Here is a 24,739-nt window from a genome sequence, read left to right on the forward strand (position 1 = left end):
TTAAACATAAGACCTTGCCTCTAGTTTGACACCCTTAGCAGTGATGCTGCGCAGGGTGTTTTTTATTGTAGAAATTTTTTTACTGCTGCATGAATCTGCTTATCTTCATCAGGTCGGAACCACTGGATTCGGCTGTCCCGTTTAAACCAGGAACGTTGACGTTTGGCATACTGACCTATCGCTGTTGTAAGCTGGTCAACCATCTCTCCTTTTGAAAGATCTCCCTGGAGGTAGTAAGCGAGATATCGGTACTCGAGCCCGAGTTGTATCATTCGCTCGAATGGTAAACCGTTTTCATGAAGGTTTTTTGCTTCATTGATCATGCCGGCGTGTAAGCGCTTTTCAAGACGACTTTGTATTCGCTCTCGTAGTTCGTTCATTTCAAGCGTAAGACCTATTTCAAGCACGTCATACGGTGATGCGTTAGTTGAAAGGGGTGGCACTTTCCCCACATGCTCAACTACCTCAAGCGCGCGTATAAGTCGTCGTTTGTTATCCGGCTCGATAGTCGCTGCTCGCTGGGAGTCTTTTTCTTGAAGTTCGGCAAAAAGCTCCTCGGTGTTTTTCTGTTCGAGCGTTGCGCGAAGTTCTTCGTCGGGCGGAACTTCAGGAAACGCAACATTGTCAACAACTGCTTGGATATAAAAACCGGTTCCGCCAACTAGAATTGGAAGTTTATCTCTGGAGTGAATACTAGCAATAGTGTCTTGCGCTATCTTCTTATACTCCGTAACAGTTATCTGCTCGTCTGGCTCGGCAATGTCGAGTAAGTAGTGAGGGACACCTTTCATCTCTTCGCGGGTGATCTTGCCTGTGCCGATATCAAGTCCGCGGTAGATCTGTCGCGAGTCGGCGGACACTACTTCGCCGTCGAATGCACGAGCGAGCTCAACCGCGAGGTCGCTTTTACCGGTCGCGGTCGGACCGAGTATGACGAGGAGTTTTTGTTTTTCGTTCATCTGTGCCGGAGGTGGGACTTGAACCCACATCCCTTGCGAGACACGATTTTGAGTCGTGCGCGTATACCAATTCCGCCACTCCGGCAATCATCGTCAGCGTACTATAAAACAAGGGGTATTTCAATTTACATGTGGTTCTGTGGACTGGGTTCGTGTGTTATACTGCAGCTATATCTAATTTCTAAAGCCTAGGACCTAACGCTAAACTATGACCGGTTTTTATCAAGATTCTATATTTTGGGTTGAGGTGGATAAGATCCAACCAAACCCGTATCAACCCCGCAAAGAGTTCAACCAAGAGGAGCTACAGAGTTTGGCGGATTCAATTCGACAGTACGGGGTGCTTCAAGCGCTGGTTGTAACCAGAACTGAATACCAGAAAGAAGACGGCGGATTAGCTGTGCAGTACGAGCTTATTTCCGGTGAACGACGGTTGCGAGCAGCAAAGCTTGGCGGCGTAAAGCAGGTGCCGGTGATGATCCGAACCGGGGAGGACAGCACGCAGATGAAACTCGAACTCGCTATTATTGAAAACATTCAGCGTGAAGAACTGAATGTGGTGGATCGGGCGCGAGCCTTTCAAAAACTAGTAGATGAATTCAGCTTTTCTCACGCCAAGATCGCGCAGAAGGTAGGTAAGAGTCGTGAGTACATCACTAACAACTTACGCGTGCTTTCGCTACCGGATAACATTCTTGATGACCTGAGTGCTGGTAAACTATCTGAGGGTCATGCACGACCATTGATGGCGCTTAAGGACAAGCCGGAGGAACAGGCGGTTTTACATAAAGAGATCATGTACAAGAAGATGAGTGTTCGCGAGGCCGAGCGAGTAGCACGAAAGATAGCGCACGAAAATACTCGCAAAAAAAGCGCTAATTACAATTCTGAGGTCGCCAGTTTAGAAAAGGAGTTTTCCCAGTCACTTGGAACCAGGGTGCATATTGAAAAGCGCGATCAGGGAGGCAAGCTTACCATCGATTATTTTTCAGACGAAGATCTTCAGCAGTTGCTCGAGTTGTTCAAGCAGCATGGTGGATCAAAAAGCCCGACTGAGATGATGGAAAAATTCATTGCATCCAAGCAGGAGAAAAAGCAAGAGAGAGAGCAAACACAAAACCAAGGAAGCATTCAGGAGGAAAAACAAACAGTCGAAGGTTCGGTGTTGCAACAAACACCGGAAGAAAATCAGAATGAAAACCCGAGAGATGAAAAAGTTACACCAGATGAAAGTGATGGGACTATGTCTACAAATGTAACAGCGGGCGCGGGTACGGTTGCTTCGAGTGCTTCTGGTCAAGAGCCTGCACCGGCACCGGAAGATCAACGTCAGGATGATTCTGTAGCGCAAGCCCAGTCTACAGATCAGTTTTCTCCAGAGTCCGTATTAACTTCAAATGAGTTACATGAACCTGTCGCAAATAAGGAGTCAAACGATACTCAAACACATGTATCGCAACCGGGTAGCGAAAGCGGTCAAGCGCAGTCTGAATCAGAGCCTGAATCAAGTCCGATAACCGCACAGTCGTTTGTGGAGGAGGAATACGGCACAGACAATGAACAGTCAAAGGATGCGCCGGAAACCCCTGAAGATGACACAACAACTGACGACGATTTGTATTCGGTTAAGAATTTTACGATATAGCGATATAGATAGAGGCTTGCTACGCTAAGATCAATAAAATAAATGGCTCACATTGCTTGTGAGCCATTTATTTTCACTTATTTACCTTCCTGTTCTTTCTCCTTTTGCTTTTTTTCTTTCGCTTTCTGGCGTTTCTCCTTTTCTTTAAGTATTTCAAGTGCGCGATCGAGCTTTACTGTGTAGACGTCGTCATCTTTTTTAAGACTGGCGTACACATCGTTGTGCCACACGTACGGACCGAATCGGCCAATACTTGCTTTGACCGGTTCACCGGTTTTCGGATGATCGCCAAGATCGCGGGGAAGTGAAAGATACTTTTCTGCATCCTTCATGGTCAACTTTTCTAAGTCCATCTCTTTTGGAACACTGGCACGTTTCGGCTTTTCAGCTTTTTTGTCACCTTTCTCCGGTGATTCGCCAAGCTGGACGTATGGACCAAAGCGTCCGGTAAGCAGGTAAATATTTTCACCGGTCTTTGAGTGCTGGCCGATCGGCTCATCTTCTTTTATCTCCATTCCTTCAAGGGTTAGCGCGCCGTCACAATCAGGAAATGTCGAGCAGGAAAGGAACTTGCCGCCACGTCCGAGTTTGATGACCATGGATTTGCCGCACTTGGGGCACTTGAATTTCTTGTCGGCTTTGCCAAGGTTGGTTATCTTTTCAATATCTTCTTTTGATTTAACAGTTTTAAGGAATGGCTTGTAAAACTCGTTCAGGGTGCCAACATAATCCCCGTTTCCTTCAGCAATATCATCAAGCTTCTGCTCCATTTGAGAGGTAAAGTCATCGTTAATGTACTCCATGAAGTGGCTCTCGAGAAAATCACTCACGACCATGCCGGTGTCTGTTGGTATAAGCGCCTTGCTCTCACTCAGAACATACTCACGGTCCTGAAGTGTTTGAATAATAGAGGCATAGGTACTCGGTCGTCCGATACCTCGCTTTTCGAGCTCCTTAACGAGTCCGGCTTCTGAGTAGTGAGAGGGCGGTTGGGTTTCTTTGCCTTCAGTCGATATGTCTTTAAGATCTAACGGCTCACCGGCTTCAACTCCCGGCACCTCTGTTTCTTCGCCTCGTGCGCCCGGATCTGCTTTAAACCAGCCATCGAACGCGATCTGTGAACCGGTAACACGAAAGTCGGGCAGGTCGTTATCGACGGTGTTAGATACGATCGTGGTTCGAGTGATCTTGGCTGAAGCCATTTGCGAGGCAACCGTTCGCTGCCAGATAAGCTGATACACTTTTTGTTGGTCCGGATTATTGCCGGCTTTGTCTTTTGAGAAGGTGGTGGGACGAATCGCTTCGTGGGCTTCTTGCGCACTTTTGCTTTTCTTTGTGTAGGTGTGTGTTTCAAGGTACTCCTCACCATATTGCTTCTTTATCAGAGATGTGATCTGCGTGATCGCTTCCTTGGCAAGGTTCGTGCTGTCTGTACGCATATACGTGATGTGCCCTGCCTCGTACAGTTTCTGGGCCAGGCGCATTGTGCGCGACGGTGAGAAACCGAGCCGAGAGCTCGCTGCTTGTTGAAGGGTCGATGTGATGAACGGTGGTCGTGGCTTCCGGGTGACTGTTTGTTCTTTTACATCTTTGACGTGCCAATCTTTTTTCTTCGCAGTGGCGACGATATCCTTGGCTTTTTTCTCGTCCGTCGGTTCTTCTGAGCAGACGGCAACAAAACCGGCCTTTTTCTTTGGTTTTAGATCAGCGGTTATTACCCAAAACGGGGTTGGGACAAATGCCTGAATCTCGCGCTCGCGCTCGGCGAGGATCCGGAGTGCAGGGGACTGAACGCGTCCGGCAGAAAGACCGTAGCGTAGTTTCTTCCAGATCAATCCGGAAAGGTCGTACCCAAAGAGTCGGTCAAGAACTCGCCGGGTTTCTTGGGCTTCCTTGAGATTGTGATCAATGTTGCGTGGATGCTTGATCGCTTCTTGAACAGCGTCCTTGGTGATCTCGTTAAAGACAATACGTTTGGCGTTCTTGATACCGGCAGCTTCTCGAACGTGCCAGGCGATCGCTTCGCCTTCTCGGTCGGGGTCAGTCGCGAGATATACATCTTTTGCTTTTGATACTGCTTCTTTGATACCCTCGACCACGTGCTCTTTTCCGGGCGTGATCTGGTAGTGAGGCTTGAAATCATTGTCGATCTCAACAGCGTCAGCGTTCTTCTTCGGCAGGTCACGAATGTGGCCAACCGATGCTTTAACGATAAAGTCACTGCCAAGATATTTCTTTATTGTCTTCTCCTTTGCCGGGGACTCAACAATAACGAGGTTCTTTTTAGTAGTTGTCATAGTGTACGTTTGTATAACAGGATAGCATAGAATGCAAGCTTGGCCAGATACTGTGACCTCAATGCTTCCGGTAAAAAAGGTTTGGAGAACCCGGATAAATTCACTAGGTATGTGAATCGTTCACAGACGAAAGAGTGATCCTCGCTCTTCTTTGATAACACTTTTCATCTCCAGCGCGGCAATGGTCATGTTTGCTTTGCTGGTGCCGAGTCTGCTCAGGCGGATCACTTCATCGCGACCTCTCGGTTCAGCTAGAACCTTGAGGATGATCTGTTCGTCGCCTGAGTAATGTGACAGTTCAAGGGGCTCTTGCGTTACGGTCTCGCTTGTTAGAGCAAGTGCTTCGTGGAGGTCAACGGCCGACGTGATCGGCGTGGCTCCGTCACGGATCAGTTGGTGAGGGCCAACGCTTCCATCAGAGAATAGAGAGCCGGGTGTTGCCAGAACATCACGGTTGTACTCACCGGCTAGACGGGCAGTGATAAGCGTGCCGGAGCGATCGCGGGCCTCAATGATCAGTATGGCATGCGAGAGACCGGCCATGATGCGATTGCGTTGCGGGAAGGCCCAGGGAGTGGACCGAAAGTCGGGTTCAAATTCAGAGACAAGTGCGCCGCCGCACTCAACGATCCGGTCGGCTAGACCGAGGTTGGAGCGGGGAGCGATCACCTTACGACCAAGTCCTGACCCCGGGACGGCTACGGTAGCGAGGCCGGCAGCTAATGCGGCTTCGTGGGCAAGCGCATCGATGCCGAGGGCAAGACCGGAAATGACTGTTACCGGCTTACCTCGAAGCGAACTGATGAGTGTGTCAACCACTTGTTTTCCATACGGAGAGTGTTTGCGAGAGCCGACCACGCACAATGTTGTATTCGTGTCCGGGGGCAGTGTCCCTTTTATGTACAACTGTTTCGGCGGGTCGGGAATCTCTTGGAGCAACAGTGGGAATTGAGCCGGCGCAAGCTTAAAAAGTTTCTCAGAGGTCATTTCCCGCATTGTAACACCTCGTGGTACTATACTAAATACAGAATACGATATACTGAATACTGCATATGTTAGATATACATTTCATTCGAGATAATAAAGACCTAGTGCAAGAAGCTGCTCGTAAAAAACGGATCGATTTTGACGTAGCAAAACTTATCGAAGTAGACGATAGTCGTCGTAAGCTTCAGCAAGAGGTGGACGATCTGCGCGCGAAGCAGAACGTCGCAAGTAGCGCAATTGCGTCAATTGAGAACACCGAAGAGAAACAGCAAAAGATCGCAGAATCAAAAGAAGCAAAAGAGGCGCTCCAGAAGAAAGAAGAGGAGCTCAAAAGCGTAATGGAGGAGTGGAAGAATCTCATGATCGCTGTGCCTAATGTCCCCGACATGTCTGTGCCGGACGGCAATGACGAGAATGACAACCAGGAGGTCAAGCAGGTGGGTGAGAAGCCAACATTTTCGTTTGAACCAAAAGATCATGTTGAGTTAATGACCAACCTCGGCATGGTTGATTTTGATAGGGGAACAAAGATCCATGGTTTTCGCGGATATGTGTTGATCGGAGATGGTGCCCTTCTCTCACACGCTATTTGGGACTGTGCTCGTGATTTTTATCTGAAAAAGAACTTTACCTACGCACTCCCGCCTGCGATTGCAAAGAAAGAGTATTTCTATGGCACCGGACACCTTCCAACTGAGGCTGAGGATCTATATCAAACGCAAGATGACGACTATCTATCGGGCACCTCTGAGGTACCTATGATGGCGTATCACTCAGATGAAACACTTAAAAAAGAAGATTTGCCAAAACGGTATCTGGCTTTTTCTCCATGTTATCGACGTGAGGCGGGCAGCTATGGAAAGGACACCAAAGGACTGTTGCGCGTGCATGAATTTTATAAACTTGAGCAGCTTGTATTGTGTGAAGCAGATCACGAGCAATCGGTTCAATTTCATGAGGAGCTGAATCGAAACACTGAGGAGTTTCTTGAGTTGCTCGGTTTGCCGTATCGGCAAGTATTAATAAGCTCGGGAGATCTTTCCAGTGGAAAGGTGAAACAGTACGATACCGATCTTTGGATACCGTCTCAAAAAACATACCGTGAGATATCCAGTGCATCGTATTATCACGATTTTCAATCTCGTCGATTTAATATTCGCTATGACGATGAGGGTAAGAAGCGGTATGTGCACTCACTGAATGCCACCGCCATACCGACACCTCGCGTACTCATCTCGCTTATTGAAAATAACCAGCAGAGTGACGGGTCGGTTACGATTCCGGAAGCATTGCGTCCGTACCTCGGCGGACGTGAGGCGTTCACTCTGCGTTCATAGTATTTATTCTTATGGCTCCACGACGGCGTAATGTAAAACCATACATGCGACGCCGACGGCGGCGCATAGCGCTTGTCGCCGTACTTTTTATCAGTGCTACTGTTTTAGTTTTCGGTAGTGCGTACATCGCCCGGCTCAGTTGGTGGACGGTACATGATATCGTTGTGCATGGAGCAGACGCGACATCGCCCAGCAAGATGAAGTTCGTCGCTGAGAAGAACTTGTCCGGCTCTTATGCCTGGATTATTCCGAAACGTAACGCGCTGTTCTATCCGAAGTCAGCAATTCGGCAGGATCTTCTGGAAACATTCCCTCGAATCAGTGAGATAGATCTATCGCTCGATGGTTTTAGCAAGTTGGATATAACGATTCGGGAACGGCAAGCGTACGGAATGTGGTGCAACGACAAGATGTCGACAGCAACAAGCACCGATCAAGGAGACGAAGAGCACGAAGACTGCTTCTTTCTCGATGGTCGTGGCTATATTTATGCAAGAGCAGCAACATTCTCAGATGAAGTGTACCTGACCTTCTATGGAGGCAGATTCGATCACGTGGGTGGTGGTGAGAAGAAAGAAGATTCAATCGTTGATGAAACGCATGCAAGCTCTACTTCCAGCGTTGCATCGTCTACCGATCCCATCGGCACCACTTTTCTTGCGAATGAATTTTCTGACTTAAGAGTGTTTCTTGAGCGACTTGAGCATCTAGGTCTGCGTCCACGATCTGTGTACGCGGATCTACCGCAGGATTTTCGTATAGAACTAGATAACGGCAGCTACGTCATAATTAATCTCAAAAATGACCTCGAAAGTACCTTTGGGAATCTTCGATTACTGCTTGAAACAAGAGAGCTTGAACTTCAGGACGGTGACGGTGACTTCCGATTTTCCTCCATTGATCTTCGGTTTGGTAATCGTGTTTTTTATGAGCCACTGGAAAATGAGGATAGTGAAGATGATTCTCCACAATAGAGGTGCCGGCACTCGATTAAGCCGGAAGATCTCGTGATATACTGGTAGTAATGTGGGTCCATTCTTTTCTCGTTGACTATGCACTCTGGCACTATACGCGTGCCATCAGTGATGGTGTGCGTATTCTACGCAATTTTGTGTGGTTTTGTTTTCATTTCTTCTCTCTAGCTCTTCTTGCTCGAACATTATTCGCGCCGTTCGAGAAACTTGGCGAGCGGTATCCTCGCGGTTTTGATGTGCCTCAAATACTGTCTGCCTTTGTGGTAAATATTCTGATGCGTATCGTCGGGGCACTTAGCCGTCTGATTATTATAAGTGTTGGACTTCTTTGCATGGCAGGCGTAGTGCTCTTCGGAGTCATCGGTTTTATTGTCTGGATCATTTTTCCGTTTGCGGCACTTGGTGCCGGGGTGACCGGAATATTACTTATTATCGGGGTATGAATTTTCAGGACCTTTTAAAACAGTCGAGGCGGTACGTACACGCGATCCGATTCAACGATCTGCTGTCACTTTCGCATCGTTTGCAACTAAGCCATGTGCTTGAAGGGGCGATCGTTCTGAGCGTGTTGCTCATCGTTTTTTCGGTCGCCTCGGACATGTTTGACATCTCTCGCTTTGTCGGCTTCACGCTCCTTGCGTCAGGCTGTTGGCTTGTGTTGTTTGCTATTGATGCGTATGTCTTTTCGTACTATCTTCGAGAGTTTAGTTCATCGCCGTCTGTCACGTTCGAGCTGGCTGAAGTAGTTCTTTCAAGTGACCGCCATGATCTGACGGCAGGTCTTTTGGTGCATCCCCACGGAGATAGAATTTTGAGAAGACTTGGCCTTTCTATAGAGGACCTTGAGTCATTTTATGCTGATCGTCGAGAGACGGTGTCAACGGTAACAGTAAAGGATAGTCGGCCGATAGATGTTGCTCAGTACGCGATAGCTCTTTATAAAACAGATGAAGACCTCAGAACCTTTCTTTTTACCCGAGGAGTCACCGAGGAGGTCTTTGTGGGTGCGGTTGAGTGGGTGCACGCGGAGATAGTGGGCCGGAAGCAACGGTATCGATGGTGGAGCCTTGAGCGGCTTCGAGAGATCCCCGGCATTGGAAAAGATTGGTCGTTCGGGAAGGCGTACCATCTTGAGCAGTATTCACGACCTGCAACATCTCTTGTGCGTGTGGGTAGCATCCTGCGCGATTACTATCGAAAAGAGGCGGACCGCCTGGAGTCTATACTGAGTCGCGGACGGAGTGCGAACGCTATATTGGTTGGAGAAGAGGGAAGCGGACTTCGAGATGCGGTGGCGGTTTTTGTTGATCGGATCTATCGTCAGACGATAACGCCCGAGCTGGAGCATTTTCGGGTGTATATCCTCAATACGGATCTTTTGATCGCTGATCATTCCTCGAAAAAGGAGTTTGAGGAGATGCTTGTCCGTATATTTGATGAAGCTTTAAAGACCGAGAATATTGTGATCGTTATTGAGCACTTGCCGACGTTCCTTGCAAACGCAGCTGAGCTGGGAAGTAATCCGGCAAGTCTTATTGAGGGGTATTTGGAAGATCCACGATTGCACGTCGTCGCAACCAGTTCGCCTGATGCATATTACGACCACCTTGAGCATGAGCCGCGGCTGAAGCGATGGTTCGACCGGGTGACAATGGAGCATGACGATCGCGAGAGGGTTATCTGGCTTTTAGAGGAGTTGGCAATGGAACGTGAGCGTCGGGATATTTTTGTAACGTATCCCGCTATACAGTCGGTGTATGATAATGCTAAACGATATTTAACCGGCGGGGTCATGCCAAACGTTGCACTTGATCTGCTCGAGGAGGTTATCTCGCTCGCACGAACCAAGCAGCAAGATCGAGTGACCAGGCGATCTGTAGACAATGTAGTGGGAGAAAAAACCGGCGTGCCGACCGGAGAGGCAAGTAAAAATGAAAAAGAACGATTGCTTAACCTCGAAGATATTTTGCATAGTAAAATAGTTGGCCAGGATGCGGCGGTTGTTGCGGTGAGTGACGCGCTCCGGCGTTCACGAAGCGGAATAGGGAACCCCGATCGACCTCTTGGTGTATTTTTGTTCCTTGGACCTACCGGTGTCGGCAAAACAGAGACAGCCAAAGTGCTAGCGAATACGTTCTTTGATGGACACGATGACATAGTGCGCTTTGATATGACAGAATTTTCAGAGGGCGACTCGCTCTCCCGCTTGATCGGTAATGTTGGCACACAGACCACCGGCATGCTGTCGAGCGCAATAACTGACAATCCTTACAGTGTGCTCCTACTTGATGAATTCGAAAAAACAACCAAGGATGTTCATAATTTGTTCTTGCAGATATTCGATGAAGGTGTATTTCATGACGCGTATGACAGTGAGGTGAACTGTCGTAACATGATCATTATCGCGACCTCTAATGCCGCCAGCGAGACTATTCACTCACTTATTAAGGAAAACGAGAAACTTGCACCACATAAAAATGAGATCATCGACGGTTTGATCAGTTCTCACACATTTCGTCCTGAGTTGATCAACCGTTTTGATGAGGTGGTCCTGTTTCACCCTCTCTCACATGCTGAAACAGCCGCAGTGGCTGAACGGGAGCTGGCTAAGCTTCAGCTCAGACTTAATAAACGCGGTATAGCTTTTGAGATCACGCAAACCCTTATTGATTATCTGGTTGAGCATGGGTACGATGAGAGATTCGGTGCACGAGCGATCCGCAGGATCATTGTTAGCGACATAGAGAAGGTAATATCTCATAAGTTACTGACGGGTGAGATAAAAAAGGGCGATACCGCAATTATTACCGAAAAAGATCTTACCTCACTGGCACAACCCGGCGTGATGCGTAAAGTAGCGGCGGGACTTAGCGGTCGTGCTTCGCACTCAGCTGCGGGGAGCGAGTTGTAGGAATCTTGCGTATTTTGCACACTAATTTTGACGAATGATTGTTTTTATTCTATATTAATTGCTATATGGAAGATTTTATTAAAAAACAGTTTCTTAGAGAGCGGTGGCAAGACGCTTCTGAAAAACAAACTCAACGTATTGAGGAAGAGGAAAGCGAAGCATTGAGATCGTACCAACAGATCAAAAAAACTGTTGCAGATCTACCGGAGCATATATCGGAGGAAAATCGTGAGTTGATCAAAGAATACTTTGAGGAGCTACAGGAAAGTATTCAACGCTATGTTTCGTCTATCGACGCTTTTACCAAGGCACGGATCAGTAAAACCGACACTCAGGACATGACTCGCTTGGATGAAAGTCGGCGTCGTATGCACGACGGCCTAATAACTGTTTTAGAAGTACTTGAACGACTACTTAAGAGGGAAGGACTTGACACATCATGGAGAAGTGTTATAGGATCTAATAGGACAAGAGTTAAAGAGTGGGCGCAGGAAGTGACTGGCCACATATCACGGGAGGCAGAAAGGAGCGTTGAAGAGTGACCATCCAGGAGCTCTATCAGTTCTGCAGGAGAAAAAGTGAGCTTGACCATGCGTGGCGCACTATGGCACTTGCTGCTATCGATCTCTGCTCTGCTCACAATCAAAAGGGCTGGGTTTCAGAGATAAAGAGTCAGCCGCTGCCGACCAATGGAGAACTTGAGAAGCTAAGGGTAAATTTCGAGAGCGCCAAGCAGGTACTTGTGGAGAAGTGTATTGCTCATCGGATCCCTGTGCCGGAATTCACGGCACGGGATGTCTACAACCTCGTCGCTCAATAACCAGCTCCCCGAACAGTGTTTCGGGGAGTTTTTTTATGCTGACAAGTAATTACTTGTACATTAAAGCGAAGAGGTATTTTGTACCTGGGTGCTCGATTGCAATATTTGACAAATATGATATAAATACTCCTGGTTTAGATTTCAGAAGTTCTTTCTAGGAGAAGACATGTTACATTCTGCTGGTGGAAATGGTGCAGGCAAAGTATCTGACCTCAGATTTTCTGAGGTGTACGATGTCGAGGTGGATTACAATCGTCCTACCGCTGAGCTGGCGATTGACTACCATTTGCGTATCGCAACTGAGAGTGTGTTTGATGCAGTGTCTCATTCACACGATCGGCATGGCAACGTGAAGCAGCCCAAGAAAAAGTTCATTCGGATGGCTTCTGTTATGTATGAGCCTGATGGAGATCTCGACGGGGGGTTGGAAAATATGGTTATCCATAACCATCTCTGGCAAGCAAGGATGCGACCAGCCACGCTACATGAGCTCATTAGCTGGTACGCGATGGATCGGACCAGTAATCTCTTCTATCACGATGCTGAAGAAAGCGGGCTCATAGCGCTGGGCGATACGTTTGAGCAGGATGGTGATGATGAGGTGTATGCGCCGGTCATCTACGCCTTCGGTTGGCAACAGCTGTGCGACGAAGAAACAGCCGAAGAGATCGAAGGGGCTATCATGCAAGGCGAATCGTGTGCCATGGCTTTGCTGAAACGCGCCATTGTGCCATCGATCGACATCTACGGCACAAGCGGCAAGCAGTGGGGTGAGTTTGCCGAGTTTGCTGTCGTGCTGATGTGATCGACCAAAGGTGTCTCTTGTGTCCTGTACAACACAAAAGAGCGAGTATGAAACTCGCTCTTTTTTATTACATGCTAGAGATAAATGAGCGGGGATGAGGTTTAGCCATGTTGGCGCAGGTATATTGACATATATACAATATGATGTATTATATATTTCAGTATGTTGTTGCTTTTACATAAGGAGTTTCAGATGAACATGATGTGTGAGTGCCCCGGTTGTTCGGCGAAGCGAATGGTCTTTCTAGTGATCTATCGTGAGGCCGTTGGCGAGTTCCCTTCGATCAAGAGGGGGTGGTGTCCGAATTGCGGCGAGCAGATCTTCTACTATCGAGATAGCGGTCGCGACCGCTTTATCGGTCGTGATCAGTTGGTCGCGCTCGAAGAAAGTCGCTCGGTACAATTGGAGGCGCAGAAAGGAGAGTGAGATGTCGTTCATTCGACTGACCTCGACAGGGAGAAAGATCCTGATCCTGGCGTTTCTTTTGTTTGCGGCGCTGTGTTGAAACAGGGTCGAAAGACGAAACTCCTTCTGGTTGCCCCCGATGGCTTGCGCGTGCAACCATCGGGGGTTTTATTTATCCGACAGATGATTATGTGATAGTGTTTTGATGATATGATCAGCGGTTTTTGGCAACAGCTTAATACACCTATTATGGCACTGGCGCCGATGGCGGACGTGACCGACGCGGCATTCCGGCGCATTATCGCAAAATACGGCAAACCGGATGTGACATGGACCGAATTCGTCTCGGCCGACGGGCTTTTTTTAGGTGGGCGAGACTCGCTGATGCGTGATCTGTGGTTCGACGAATCAGAGCGGCCGATCGTGGCGCAGTTCTTTAGTCCGGATCCAAGCCGAATGAAGCAGGCGGCTGAGTTGGCAGTAGAGCTTGGATTTGACGGGATAGATCTGAATATGGGGTGTCCGGACTCGAGTGTCTGTAAGCAGGGCGCGGGCAGTGCTATGATCCGCACTCCCGAGTTGGCCCAAGATGTTGTGCGGGCAACAATGGACGGCGCCGGCGAGCTGCCTGTATCAGTCAAAACCCGGTCCGGATATTCCTCAGACCGCGAGCTTGATGCCTGGATGAGCGCACTGATTGAAACACAGCCGGCGGCGATTACGGTTCATGCCCGAACCAAAAAGGATATGTCTAAAGTGCCGGCACGCTGGGAGCTACTGCCCCGCGTGGTTGAGTTGCGAGATCAGCATTCTCCCGATACCCGTATTCTGGGAAATGGAGACGTGTCGAGTCTTGAGGAAGCGCATCGGCGGGTCGAGGAGACCGGCGTGGACGGAGTAATGATCGGTCGGGGAATATTCGGCAATCCGTGGTTTTTCAATACTGACAGTGACGCGAGTACGGTTACGATCGAAGAGAAGCTTCGGGTGCTGGTGGAGCACACCAGACTTTTCGAGGAGTTGCTGGGCAACGAGAAGTCCTTTTACTTAATGAAAAAACATTTTAAGGCGTATGTATCCGGTTGGGAGGGGGCAAAAGAGCTACGAGGAAAGTTAATGGAGGCAGAGGATGCCGACGATGTGGAACAAACGATAAATACATATCTGACCCGAAAAACAGAGAAAAATACTTGACAAATAATTTAATGATGTTATCTTATACCCACTGTGGTGAGATCGTCACACGAGTGACACACCGCAGGGTTCTTTCAGAGGAGCCTTTCTATGAGGTCACCCCCGATGCAGCGTCACGAGGAGAATCTTGCTTTGAATAATTCCAGCAACGGTGACAACAGCTCCGGCGACGGCGGCGCCTACGGCGGGCGCTGACCCAGGCCGACGGCCGACTGTTTCCATGGTGGAGACAGTCTGAACGGGTACGCCCTTTAACCAGTGTAAAGCGCGGGAAGAGAGGTAAGCGACGAAGCACCCACACCCCGTAGTTTGGGGAGGGCTCGTTGACTGGAGGCGAAAGTCTCCTGTTGGCAAAAGAAAAAGATGCTTAGTGATTTTTAGGGCGGATTCTAAAATAGGATCCGCCCTTTTTCTATACGTCAGCGCTATCCTGCAGCTATGTCAGGAACTATTGACAAATTTTCAGGTAATCGTACAATAAAACTGTCGTTCTTTGCCTTAAGAAACCCGCAAGCGAAAGGCAGTGCTATGGAAGGTTGCTAAACTCAGTGCCCGAGTTGCCACAATAACGTGATCGTTACAGACCTTGTCGACTCACCGTCGCAGGTTTCGGGGTTGCGTACGAAGGAAGGAACCTGTCCCTTCTGCGAGGAGAAGATTTACCGGGTCTTGGCAGGGAATATTGGGATCTGGTATACCCGAGAGTACATCGAAACAGCGAGGGGTATCTCCAATGATCGTTCGAAATCGCGTTCGCACGCGCATCGGTGAGCCCCGGGAACACTTTCCGCGCAAGATCATTATTCTCGCGGCCCTCGTGTTCGCGGCGCTCTGCTAATGGACATCTGAACAAAAACCCGCTTCTCGAGCGGGTTTTCTTATAGGTATTGACAAAAATACTATATTTAGTATAATCATACGCAGACAATTCACAGCGACAGGGAGTTGCTGTTTAAAATATACGTTCGTTGGAAAGGGAAGAGAGAGAGAGCTCCGTACGGTGGAATCCGTGCGTTAACCAGCCTTTACTAAAGGCAGTGAACGGAAGCACCTACACAGTAGGAGCGTCTCATGTTTGGATGCGATGAAGGTAAGCGGAAAATGCAAGGTGTTGCTTTGGCGGTCGGCCTGTTCGTGGGAATGATGATGTTCGTCATTCTTTCGGGAGGTTGCACAACCCAGGTCGGCACCGGACGCATGGTCGGATTTGAAGCCGGCGTCGGTCTGTCGCTTGGAGAGAACACGTCTCTTCAGACGACGTCCAAAGACGAAACGGAAAGCGGGCGGAACATAACCGGTCGCAGTCCGTATGCCGGCAAATCGAGCACCGATACCTCGGCTGACGGTCGGCGTCAGGCGTGGGACACCCGTTTCTAAGGAGGTTCAGGATGAAATTTGACCTAACACCTTCTCAGAAAACGGCCGTCTGGTTTTTCGGGTTCTGGGTCGTGCTACTGCTCATCGGAGCATTTGCCGGTACTCAGGACCAGTGGGGACAGACCGCAGTGTATGTTGCCGGCGGATTCCTCTGGCTTGCGCTGATGCAGTTTCTTGCAGTGTCAGTGCTCTCGCGTATCATTCTTGGTTTCATTTTGCTGATCGCGTCACTTGGCAGTACGGTTATTTTTTCTGTGACGCTGGCGAACGCGATCGAGCACATCGATCCGTTGATGGTGTGGAGCACAACGCTTCACCATGCTCAGGTGATCGTGATGATGCCTCGGCAGATATTCGAGGGAGCGAGTCAATGGGTCGCAACCGGTGACCCTGACGCGTTTCGACAGACCGGTTGCGCCGGACATCATCTTTTTCTGGCACTCCTTATTGGTATCGCTGTAATAGCGATGGTAGCAAAGGGAATGTCAGGATGGGCCCGAACTTCTTCTTGAACCATTACCGCCACATCGAGCGGTGTATTGAACCCCACAGGTATCGCTACCACCTGTGGGGTTTTTCTATAGGAGGGCTGCTGACTATTGACAAAATATTTGTGTGTATGATATACAAAGGTCAGTTCAGAACCTTGCCCCCCCTCAGCCGACGAAGTGTGCGCCCCCCCCAGCACACTTCGTCGGTTTTTTATTTTTAACTATTATTTAACATGGGGCACTGTCTTTCTGTTATAATACATTTCTATGTCAGAATCAGCTCTCTATCGAAGATATCGCCCGCAGAAATTTTCTGATGTGATCGGTCAGGAACATGTAGTGAAAGCGATCGAAGGCGCGATCAAGAATGAAACGTTCGCTCACGCGTATCTTTTCTCCGGTACGCGCGGTACCGGCAAGACCTCTATTGCCAGGATTTTCGCCAAGGAGATCGGGGTGAGTCAAAACGATCTCTACGAGATAGACGCCGCCTCTAATCGCGGTATCGATGATGTACGTGAACTACGTGACTCAGTGAGCGGTATGCCAATGGAGTCTCCGTATAAGGTCTACATCATAGATGAAGTACACATGCTCACCAAGGAAGCCTTTAACGCGCTTCTTAAAACACTCGAGGAGCCGCCGAAGCATGTATTGTTTATGCTTGCTACAACCGAGCTTCATAAACTGCCGGACACCGTTGTGTCCCGCTGTCAGACATTTCACCTACGACAGCCGAACCAAACGATTCTTCGCGATGTAGTGCTACGGGTTGCGGAAGAAGAAGGCTACGAACTGGAGGGAAGTTCAGCAGATCTGATCGCGCTGTTGGGTGAGGGGAGTTTTCGTGACACGCTGGGTATGCTTCAAAAAGTGCTTTCTGCATCCGGTGGCAAGAAGATAAAGGAAGAAGAGGTGGAGCAGATAACCGGAGCCCCTCGATCCGAAACGATCAACAAGCTGATCAAGGCTATCGGCACCAAGGATCTTGCTGAGGCGCTAACGGTTATTCACGCGGCGTCCGCGCAAAATTCGGACATGCGTTTGCTCATCTCGCTACTTCTGCAAAAGCTTCGTTCGATACTGTTGCTTCGATTCGCTGCCGGCCTTGAGGAGGATCTCAAAGATGAGCTTTCAGAAGATGATTTTGCGTTTCTCTCTGAGAAAGCAAAAGATAAAGATTTTGTATTGACCGCTGAGACCATCCGCGAACTTCTCGACGCATTTGAGCAGACCGGTCGAGCCGCAGTGATTGAGCTTCCCTTGGAGCTTGCGTTGACCCGATTGTTGGGTGACGTTGAGTAAGAAGAGATTTTGGTGTAGTGTAGAATATAAAATATTGCCCGGTCGTCTAATGGCAGGACAGCGGCTTTTGGAGCCGTTAATTGGGGTTCGAGTCCCTGCCGGGCAGCCAAGGAATGAAATGACGAGGATGCCCGGCAGGGCGCAGCCGAATTTGTGTTTTTTGCTAGCGAAGCGCTCCATATCCAAAAAAGCACAAATTCGCTTCGCTGTATTTTCGATAGAAAACACAAGAAGATTTGAGTTATAAATGAAAAAACGCGTCGCGCGGACTCGAAAAGGTTCTTCTGATATTTTGTGAGGAACGAAACAAAATATCGAAAACCTGTACAGAATTCGTAGAATTCGAGTCCCTGCCGGGCAGCAACTGTTGTGATACGACATATAGTAATTCAGCCGCTAAGACGGTAGCTTAGTGTGTTATAATGAACACATTATCAGTAACTGACTTATTACGTATGTTAGATACGATCATAACTAAGACAAAAGACACTATTACAGCTGCGGTCAAAGGGACAGCCGATGTGCTGGGAACGCTTCGCAGCAGCGTTAAGGATCTTGTTGTAGATACGCTCAAGGACGCCGGTGAGGTAACCGGTACGGCGATTGAGGTTGTATCAGGAGTTGTAAAGGGAGCTATCACCGGAGCATCAGAGATGGGCACTTCTGCTGTTGAGGCCTCATCCGATGTTGTAAGTGGTGCCGTGCACGGAGTTTCGGAGGCGGGCGGTGATATTATTGTCGCAGCCAAAGAGGCAACGCGCGGTGTGGTACAAGGAGCTTCGGAGGTTGGCGGTGATGTCGGTACTGCTGCTGTAAACGGTGTGCGCGGAGCCATCAAGGCAACGCAGGACATTGGCGGTGACACCGGAGAGACAGCCAAGTCGGCAGTTCTTGGTGCGGTTCGTGCCGCCGATGAGATCGGCGACGAGACCGGTAAGACTGTTCGAGACGCTCTTCTGGCAAGTGCTGAGCTGCCAAGGGATATCGTGGAAGCTGCTATCGGAAAAGAAGAAAAGGAAGAGTAAGAAGTTTTCGTTCCTTAGTAACTTAGTCTTCTTCGCGAAGCAATAACACATATTCTAGAAAAACCGCCCGAAAGGGTGGTTTTTCTGTTAAAATAGCATAATGGCCATACTTTCTAAAAACACCTGGAAACGTCACGCAAATCCATGGAGCGGCTGGACGCGTGTGCTCGCGATGCCTGTTATTGCTGTGGGACTCTATCTACAAAGCTACTGGATACTTGGTCTGGCGGTGGTTTGGCTTATCGTTAATCCACTTATTTTTCCAAAACCCAAAAGCACGAATAACTGGATGAGTCGGGGTGTCCTAGGAGAAGAAAAGTACTACGCCGACGGCAAAAAGCTGAAAAGAGATCTGCCAACACTTCTGAATAGTATAAATGTACCGGTATTTATAGCCTTCATCTATTTCGGCTGGACCGGGCAACTTATTCCGCTTATTCTTTCCGGGCTCCTCGTAATGACACTTAAATTCTGGTTCATTGATCGCATGAATCTCTTGGTGAAGTAACTACGATCAAACCACATTTTGTATAATGCATATACGTGTTAGCGTGAATATATATGAATAAAAACAAACTTCACCTTGGCACGGGACTTATCTGGGGAGCTGTATTGATCGGCACTTCACTCCTCACTGAAGCAGAGCCGGGAAGAATGCTTGACTGGGAATTGATGTGGGTGATCGTCGGAGGATTCTTGTTGCAGAGCCTACTCATTAACGTCTATTTCAAAAAGTAGAGTACGCTTCATGAAAACAACCCCGGAACACGATAAGAGAATGGCAACAATGACCTTTGCGGAAGTGTATCCGCACTACGTGGCAAAGGTAGAGCGAAAAGGCAGAACAAAAGAGGAGTTGCACCGGGTCATACACTGGCTGACCGGTTTTGATGATACAACAATACATTGATGAGAACGCAACATTTGAAACCTTCTTTGCAAATGCAACGCTCAACCCCAACGCTCACCTCATAACCGGCGTAATATGCGGCTACCGAGTAGAAGAAATTGAGAATCCGCTCACCCAAAAGGTACGTTACCTCGACAAACTCGTCGACGAGCTAGCCAAAGGCAAACCGATTGAGAAGATTCTGCGGAAAGAGTAACCAGTGAAAGATTGAATGTATCGTAGCGAGTCCGTAGGACGAAGCGAGATACGAGATATGTTATCTGCATGCTGGTACAAAGCCGGCTCCATCGAAAAACCTTTTTTAATTTATGTGCTAGTATTTATCAATTAGTATTATATACAATGACTATGAAATACATTGTTTTCAGTATTGTTATGGTAGCGATTATGGTGGCAGGAGTAGGGGGTTCAACGTCTACCGCTCACGCTATGAATAAAGCAGAGCTTATCGAAGCAATGGCTTCAAAAGCAGGGTTAAGTAAGGCAGACAGCAAAAAAGCTCTTGAAGGATTTCTAGATGCAGGAACTGACGCCTTAAAGAAAGGAGATAGACTCTCACTTATTGGTTTTGGTTCTTTCTCAGTATCGAAGCGAGCAGAACGTGGTGGAAGTGTGAATGAAGTAGAGTTCTTCCCTGAGGTACGCAGTAAAGGAGCAGAAAAACGACATGCTGGTGAGACTGTTACCGGAGAAGAAATTGTAAAAATCCTGTCGGATAGATGTGCAAAAGAAAGTAAAGAACGAGAAGGCGAAGCACGTTGCCCGGCATACGAAAAAATGCTTGACGCGCTTATTTCAGTTACCTCGGATGAACTTGTTCGGGGAGAGTTTGTCGAGTGGGGAACGGAAGAGTGGGGTGATTTTGGTACATTGCAATCGGCAATGGCTACCAGTATCAGCAAGCGATCAGCTCGTACCGGTCGAAATCCGCAAACCGGTAAAGAGATCAAAATAGCCGCAAAGAATACAGTAAAATTTAAAGCAGGCGCTGAGCTTTCTAAAGCAGTGAATTAAGCCATACATTTTTGAAAGAAAAACCGGCGTATACTACGTCGGTTTTTCTGTGCATGCTTGATGAATACAAGGTTGTGTAGACTATACGTAGTAGACAAACAAGGATGCTGTTTACAACAAGAGAAATGGGGCAAGCTATCGTTTGTGGTTGTGAGTTTCGACAGCTTGCCGGGATGTTAAAACAGGGAGTAACCGCTCCTCTTTTTTATAACGCGCTTAGCGAAGCTTGTAAAATACTATCGGTTCTGTATGGTGTACTGGTTCATGGATTAAAAAGGAGATATACCATGAAAGCGCTATTTTATTTTGTATGCATGATCGCCTGTCTGATTGTGGCCGTGCTGTTGTTCTTTTCTATTCGAGCTGAAGGGTATGAGCTGTGGCAACGGTCAGCCGCAACTCTTGCAGCGCCGTTCTTCTTTTTTCTCGCGCTCTGGTTTGCATCACTCGGCCTTGTTGCGGCCGCTGAGAAATGTGCTCCGGATACGCCGGGAGGAAAGGAGTAGTTTCGTTCCGTCTGTCTCTGCCCTCTATCCGCATACCACCTGATCCCTTCGGGTGGTTTTATGTACAGTACCGGGGTGTGGTGTTGACAAAGTTATTTATTATACTTATTGTTTACTCAGTTTAAGCACATACAAACAAAAAAGGATATCCTGTGCCATTGAAATATAGGATCGAGTTCGTCTATAGTGATCCGAGAAGTGTCATCATTCACCTTTCCGAGAAACTCTTGTGGGCAGACGAAGACGGTCAGTGGACGATGTTTGATTTTGCCGGCGGCGGTGTAAAGGATCAGGTAGATGAGTGCCCTCGGTATCTAATCGATCTTCTCAACATGGACGGCGTTGAGAGTGTGAGGGTCAGAGCTCATCATCTGTTGATCGAGATCGCTGAGTTGGAAACCATCATCAGTGTGCTGGGGTCGGTGCTGTACCTGCTTGCCGGCAACATTGTCGGGGGTGCCGATGATCTTGAAGAAGACGGAACACCGTTCATGCAGGTTCCTGACGAAAACGGGAACATGATACGAACGGAAGTTGGGTTTGAAAATGCACGATTACCCTCTGTCGGCAACAACAAGGGCAGCACGACTAGCTAAGCCGCTCGCTGGACCGTTTTGATTCGTTCTCTTTCTCCCTCATCCTAAAGCAGCCCCATGGCTGCTTTTTTCTTTTCCACAAATTGCCGGTCTCGTTGTGTGTCACTCCTAATCCTTAATAATCCATACTGAACGAAGCAAATCTTTGAATTGACTTTCAGGTACTTCGCTATATAGTGAGGTCGGAACTTTTAATCGTGCCAGAAACTCCGGTCTCCTTTACCGGATGCCCGGTGCGTCACCGGGTTCTTTGCATGATAGAGGAGTGTGTCCTATGAAGATGTGGAATCGAACCACGATGGAATGGCGTTGTGATTTGGCATATGCCGGCCTCGAGATAAATATCCCGGTTGATGATATGCCCGGCCGGGATGATCTTGTGCACTCGATCAGCGCCTGCAAAGCGGTATCACAGCCCGACCAATGCGGCCGTCTAGAGCTTCAGATCAAGCGCTGTGTGATAACCCCGACCACCAAACACGAAGATATCATCGAGCGCCTGAAGGAGATATGCCAGGCAGTTCGTGAAAATGAGCACGGTTTCAATGGTGTCGGGCTTCGCGAGAAGGGTATTGAGAAAGGGAAGTACCCGATCTGGTTCACGATGAGCCGCGACCTTTCGTTCTGCGACGCGGCGATAAAACTGGTCCGCGGCATCTTTGATGGCCTCGGAGTAGAAGACAAACACCGTATGCGCCTGTCCAGCTTCAGGATCACTCAGGAGACACTTGTTCCGGTCGATGAGGGTTGGATAACGTATGCACGTTGGCTTCGTATGTACCACCGCCTCAATGCGTTTTCATTGGATGAAGTGTGCGGAGCATAACAGCACATTTCGCTCGCTACAAACAACGCCAGGCAATAAACTTGCCTGGCGTTTATTTATGTCCTGTGGGTATAGAGACCTCTCAGTACTTCTTTTTTCTCAGTTTCTATAGTATCGTACGGCGTGGAATACTCTCGTCGAGTACCTATTTGTTCTTCGACACTCTTTCAGTTTCTTGAAAGGAATATGTGCCATGAGCCAGAACACACTGTTCGACAAGATTTGGAGCGCTCACAGCGTTCGGGTTTTGCCCACTGGGCAGACCCAGCTTTTCATCGGGCTGCATCTCATTCATGAGGTGACCAGCCCGCAGGCATTCGACATGTTGCGCAAGCGGGAGCTCACGGTTCGCTTTCCGAAGCGAACCTTTGCCACCGTGGATCACATCGTGCCGACCACCGAGGAGGGTCGCGAGCGTCCGTTCCTGGACGTCATCGCCGATGATATGCTCACGCATATCGAGCAAAACTGCCGAGAATTTGACATTACTTTCTTCGGCCTCGGCCACGAGGGGCAAGGCATTGTCCATGTCATTGGCCCGGAGTTGGGACTGACCCAGCCCGGCTTGACCATTGCCTGCGGCGATAGCCATACCTCGACGCACGGCGCCTTTGGTGCCATCGCGTTCGGTATCGGCACTACGCAGGTGTTCAACGTCCTGGCAACGCAGTGCCTTTTGCTCAAGAAGCCGAAGGTTCGGCAGATCAAGGTTAACGGCGAGCTGCCTCCCGGCGTGTTCGCCAAGGACATTATCCTGGCGATCATCGGGAAGCTCGGCGTGAAGGGCGGCATCGGCTATGCCTACGAATACACCGGCTCGGCGGTTGATGGGCTGGACATGGAAGGTCGTATGACCATCTGCAATATGTCCATCGAGGGCGGTGCCACCTGCGGGTACATCAACCCCGATCAGACGACCGTTGAGTACCTCAAGGGTCGTGCCTTTGTGCCGAAGGGCGCACGGTTCGACCAGGCCGCGAAGCAGTGGCTTGAGCTCAGCTCGGGGTCTGACGCTGTCTATGACGACGTTGTGGAGATCGACGGCAACTCGCTCTCACCGATGACCACGTGGGGTATCACCCCCGGCCAGGTCGTCGGTATGGACGATCCGATTCCGAACGATGCCGACCCTGAGGCTCTTTCTTTCATGGGTCTCACGGTCGGCCAGAGGATCATCGGTACCAAGATCGATGTTGCCTTCATTGGCTCGTGCACCAACGGTCGCATCAGCGACCTGCGGGAAGCGGCTCGCGCCATCACTGAGCATGGTCTCACGGTGGCCTCGCATGTTACCGCCCTGGTTGTTCCCGGCTCAGAGTCGGTGCGCAAGCAGGCGGAGACAGAAGGGCTTCATGAGATCTTTCGGAACGCCGGCTTTGAATGGCGTGAAGCCGGGTGCTCGATGTGCCTGGCTATGAACCCTGACAAGCTCGAAGGGTCGCAGCGTTGTGCCGCTTCGTCAAACCGCAACTTCAAGGGCCGGCAGGGCAGTCCGACCGGACGCACCCACCTGATGTCGCCGGCGTCTGTTGTTGCCTCGGCTGCGGCCGGGGAGATCGCCTCTCTCCAGCAGCTTGTAGCCTGAATTCCCCGAAACGTTCAGATAAAAAGGAACAAAGCTATGACTTCACCGGCAGATATGGCAATTACACGGATCGGGGGGAGGGCATTTCACCTTGCCGGCGCTGACGTTGACACCGACCGGATCATTCCGGCTCGGTACCTCAGGTGCGTGACCTTCGATGGCCTCGAACAGCACGTGTTCGAAGACGACCGAGCGCAGCTGAACGGACAGCATCCCTTCGATCTTTCTGAGAACATCGGCCGCAGTGTCCTCATCGTGGATGCCAATTTCGGCTGCGGCTCAAGCCGTGAGCACGCCGTCGCCGCGATCCAGCGGTGGGGTATCAAGGTTATCATCGGCCAGTCGTTCGCCGAGATCTTCCGGGGGAACGCGACGGCCAACGGTTTGGTCTGTGTCGATGTTTCTGAGCAAGATCACGCTCGCATTCTACACGAGCTCGGCAAAAAGGATTCTGGGGTTATCATCTACCTCGACACTTTGAGGGCAGAGTTGAAGAGGTCTGCAGAATCGATGGCGATCACTATGCCTTTCGCCGATCGCGACATGCTCGTGGGCGGCACCTACGACACGACCGCAACCCTGCTCCAGGCCGGCGACCAGATCGAGGAGACCGCATCGCGTCTTCCGTACATGGTGACTGATTAGTCTCCGTGAAGAAACTGAAAGAATCTAAACCACAGACCCGCTGTCCGTTACGGACACGCGGGTCTTTTTTATCAGTGCCGGCGGCGCCTTGGTTCCGGCGCATGGTTGTTTTTCAAGAACATGTG

General features: G+C 49.3%; 25 protein-coding genes, 2 tRNA genes and 2 pseudogenes. 25 read left to right on the forward strand and 4 right to left on the reverse strand.

The window, feature by feature from the left end; translation table 11 throughout:
- Window positions 1-62: 62 nt before the first annotated feature.
- Both miaA and WD312_02180 read right to left on the reverse strand, forming a co-directional pair.
- Window positions 63-989, reverse strand: a complete 927-nt coding sequence (gene miaA / locus WD312_02175) for a tRNA (adenosine(37)-N6)-dimethylallyltransferase MiaA (GenBank protein MEX2563896.1) — start codon at window positions 987-989, stop codon at window positions 63-65.
- Window positions 963-1,044, reverse strand: a tRNA-Leu gene (locus tag WD312_02180). Before WD312_02180 ends, miaA begins: the two co-directional genes overlap by 27 nt.
- A gap of 123 nt (window positions 1,045-1,167) precedes the next feature.
- On the opposite strand from WD312_02180, the gene WD312_02185 reads away from it, so the two are divergent.
- Entirely contained in the window at window positions 1,168-2,604 is a 1,437-nt protein-coding gene (locus WD312_02185; GenBank protein ID MEX2563897.1) for a ParB/RepB/Spo0J family partition protein, read from the forward strand.
- A gap of 77 nt (window positions 2,605-2,681) precedes the next feature.
- Here the strand turns inward: WD312_02185 and topA are convergent, their stop codons facing one another.
- Window positions 2,682-4,901, reverse strand: a complete 2,220-nt coding sequence (gene topA / locus WD312_02190) for a type I DNA topoisomerase (protein MEX2563898.1) — start codon at window positions 4,899-4,901, stop codon at window positions 2,682-2,684.
- Between the two features lie 120 nt (window positions 4,902-5,021).
- A complete protein-coding gene (gene dprA / locus WD312_02195; protein MEX2563899.1) occupies window positions 5,022-5,888 on the reverse strand; it encodes a DNA-processing protein DprA in 867 nt (288 codons plus the stop codon).
- A 65-nt stretch (window positions 5,889-5,953) separates the two neighbouring features.
- Here dprA and serS point away from each other — a divergent pair, with 65 nt between their 5' ends.
- The 24 genes and pseudogenes from serS to WD312_02315 all read left to right on the forward strand — a co-directional run bounded on the left by serS (window position 5,954) and on the right by WD312_02315 (window position 24,614).
- Window positions 5,954-7,225, forward strand: coding sequence for a serine--tRNA ligase (gene serS / locus WD312_02200; protein ID MEX2563900.1), 1,272 nt, complete (start codon window positions 5,954-5,956; stop codon window positions 7,223-7,225).
- Between the two features lie 11 nt (window positions 7,226-7,236).
- Window positions 7,237-8,199, forward strand: coding sequence for a hypothetical protein (locus WD312_02205; GenBank protein ID MEX2563901.1), 963 nt, complete (start codon window positions 7,237-7,239; stop codon window positions 8,197-8,199).
- A 50-nt stretch (window positions 8,200-8,249) separates the two neighbouring features.
- On the forward strand, window positions 8,250-8,642 hold the full coding sequence (locus tag WD312_02210) for a hypothetical protein (protein MEX2563902.1): 393 nt from the start codon (window positions 8,250-8,252) through the stop codon (window positions 8,640-8,642).
- Window positions 8,639-11,110 carry an AAA family ATPase gene (locus WD312_02215; GenBank protein MEX2563903.1) on the forward strand — a complete coding sequence of 824 codons (2,472 nt, stop codon included), beginning with the start codon at window positions 8,639-8,641 and terminating at the stop codon, window positions 11,108-11,110. Before WD312_02210 ends, WD312_02215 begins: the two co-directional genes overlap by 4 nt.
- A gap of 65 nt (window positions 11,111-11,175) precedes the next feature.
- Window positions 11,176-11,652 (forward strand): hypothetical protein, encoded by a 477-nt coding sequence (locus WD312_02220; protein ID MEX2563904.1) that lies wholly within the window; start codon window positions 11,176-11,178, stop codon window positions 11,650-11,652.
- A gap of 62 nt (window positions 11,653-11,714) precedes the next feature.
- The gene (locus WD312_02225) at window positions 11,715-11,930 is read left to right on the forward strand and encodes a hypothetical protein (protein ID MEX2563905.1); all 216 of its coding nucleotides are present in this window, start codon (window positions 11,715-11,717) and stop codon (window positions 11,928-11,930) included.
- A 166-nt stretch (window positions 11,931-12,096) separates the two neighbouring features.
- Window positions 12,097-12,735 carry a hypothetical protein gene (locus WD312_02230; protein ID MEX2563906.1) on the forward strand — a complete coding sequence of 213 codons (639 nt, stop codon included), beginning with the start codon at window positions 12,097-12,099 and terminating at the stop codon, window positions 12,733-12,735.
- Window positions 12,736-12,897: 162 nt separating this feature from the next.
- Window positions 12,898-13,161, forward strand: coding sequence for a hypothetical protein (locus WD312_02235; protein MEX2563907.1), 264 nt, complete (start codon window positions 12,898-12,900; stop codon window positions 13,159-13,161).
- 189 nt (window positions 13,162-13,350) lie between these two features.
- Window positions 13,351-14,334, forward strand: coding sequence for a tRNA-dihydrouridine synthase (locus tag WD312_02240; GenBank protein MEX2563908.1), 984 nt, complete (start codon window positions 13,351-13,353; stop codon window positions 14,332-14,334).
- Between the two features lie 1,071 nt (window positions 14,335-15,405).
- Entirely contained in the window at window positions 15,406-15,711 is a 306-nt protein-coding gene (locus WD312_02245) for a hypothetical protein (protein MEX2563909.1), read from the forward strand.
- Window positions 15,712-15,722: 11 nt separating this feature from the next.
- Entirely contained in the window at window positions 15,723-16,223 is a 501-nt protein-coding gene (locus tag WD312_02250; GenBank protein MEX2563910.1) for a hypothetical protein, read from the forward strand.
- 246 nt (window positions 16,224-16,469) lie between these two features.
- Window positions 16,470-17,507 carry a DNA polymerase III subunit gamma/tau gene (gene dnaX / locus WD312_02255; protein MEX2563911.1) on the forward strand — a complete coding sequence of 346 codons (1,038 nt, stop codon included), beginning with the start codon at window positions 16,470-16,472 and terminating at the stop codon, window positions 17,505-17,507.
- Between the two features lie 35 nt (window positions 17,508-17,542).
- Window positions 17,543-17,616, forward strand: a tRNA-Gln gene (locus tag WD312_02260).
- A gap of 346 nt (window positions 17,617-17,962) precedes the next feature.
- Window positions 17,963-18,532 carry a hypothetical protein gene (locus WD312_02265; protein MEX2563912.1) on the forward strand — a complete coding sequence of 190 codons (570 nt, stop codon included), beginning with the start codon at window positions 17,963-17,965 and terminating at the stop codon, window positions 18,530-18,532.
- A gap of 100 nt (window positions 18,533-18,632) precedes the next feature.
- Window positions 18,633-19,040 carry a DUF6653 family protein gene (locus tag WD312_02270; GenBank protein ID MEX2563913.1) on the forward strand — a complete coding sequence of 136 codons (408 nt, stop codon included), beginning with the start codon at window positions 18,633-18,635 and terminating at the stop codon, window positions 19,038-19,040.
- A 53-nt stretch (window positions 19,041-19,093) separates the two neighbouring features.
- Window positions 19,094-19,270, forward strand: coding sequence for a hypothetical protein (locus tag WD312_02275; GenBank protein MEX2563914.1), 177 nt, complete (start codon window positions 19,094-19,096; stop codon window positions 19,268-19,270).
- Between the two features lie 10 nt (window positions 19,271-19,280).
- Window positions 19,281-19,638 (forward strand): annotated as a pseudogene (locus WD312_02280) (DUF2200 domain-containing protein).
- Window positions 19,639-19,871: 233 nt separating this feature from the next.
- Window positions 19,872-20,051, forward strand: a pseudogene (locus WD312_02285) (HU family DNA-binding protein).
- A gap of 168 nt (window positions 20,052-20,219) precedes the next feature.
- Window positions 20,220-20,456 (forward strand): HU family DNA-binding protein, encoded by a 237-nt coding sequence (locus WD312_02290; protein MEX2563915.1) that lies wholly within the window; start codon window positions 20,220-20,222, stop codon window positions 20,454-20,456.
- Between the two features lie 104 nt (window positions 20,457-20,560).
- The gene (locus WD312_02295) at window positions 20,561-20,962 is read left to right on the forward strand and encodes a hypothetical protein (GenBank protein ID MEX2563916.1); all 402 of its coding nucleotides are present in this window, start codon (window positions 20,561-20,563) and stop codon (window positions 20,960-20,962) included.
- Between the two features lie 152 nt (window positions 20,963-21,114).
- Complete coding sequence (locus WD312_02300; protein MEX2563917.1) at window positions 21,115-21,558, forward strand: hypothetical protein; 444 nt, start codon at window positions 21,115-21,117, stop codon at window positions 21,556-21,558.
- A 274-nt stretch (window positions 21,559-21,832) separates the two neighbouring features.
- Window positions 21,833-22,384 carry a hypothetical protein gene (locus tag WD312_02305; protein ID MEX2563918.1) on the forward strand — a complete coding sequence of 184 codons (552 nt, stop codon included), beginning with the start codon at window positions 21,833-21,835 and terminating at the stop codon, window positions 22,382-22,384.
- Window positions 22,385-22,577: 193 nt separating this feature from the next.
- Window positions 22,578-23,969, forward strand: a complete 1,392-nt coding sequence (gene leuC / locus WD312_02310) for a 3-isopropylmalate dehydratase large subunit (GenBank protein ID MEX2563919.1) — start codon at window positions 22,578-22,580, stop codon at window positions 23,967-23,969.
- 36 nt (window positions 23,970-24,005) lie between these two features.
- Window positions 24,006-24,614, forward strand: coding sequence for an isopropylmalate isomerase (locus tag WD312_02315; GenBank protein MEX2563920.1), 609 nt, complete (start codon window positions 24,006-24,008; stop codon window positions 24,612-24,614).
- Window positions 24,615-24,739: the final 125 nt, after the last annotated feature.

Source organism: Candidatus Paceibacterota bacterium (genome assembly GCA_040905715.1).
GTDB lineage: Bacteria > Patescibacteriota > Minisyncoccia > Phycocordibacterales > CSBR16-193 > JBBDHZ01.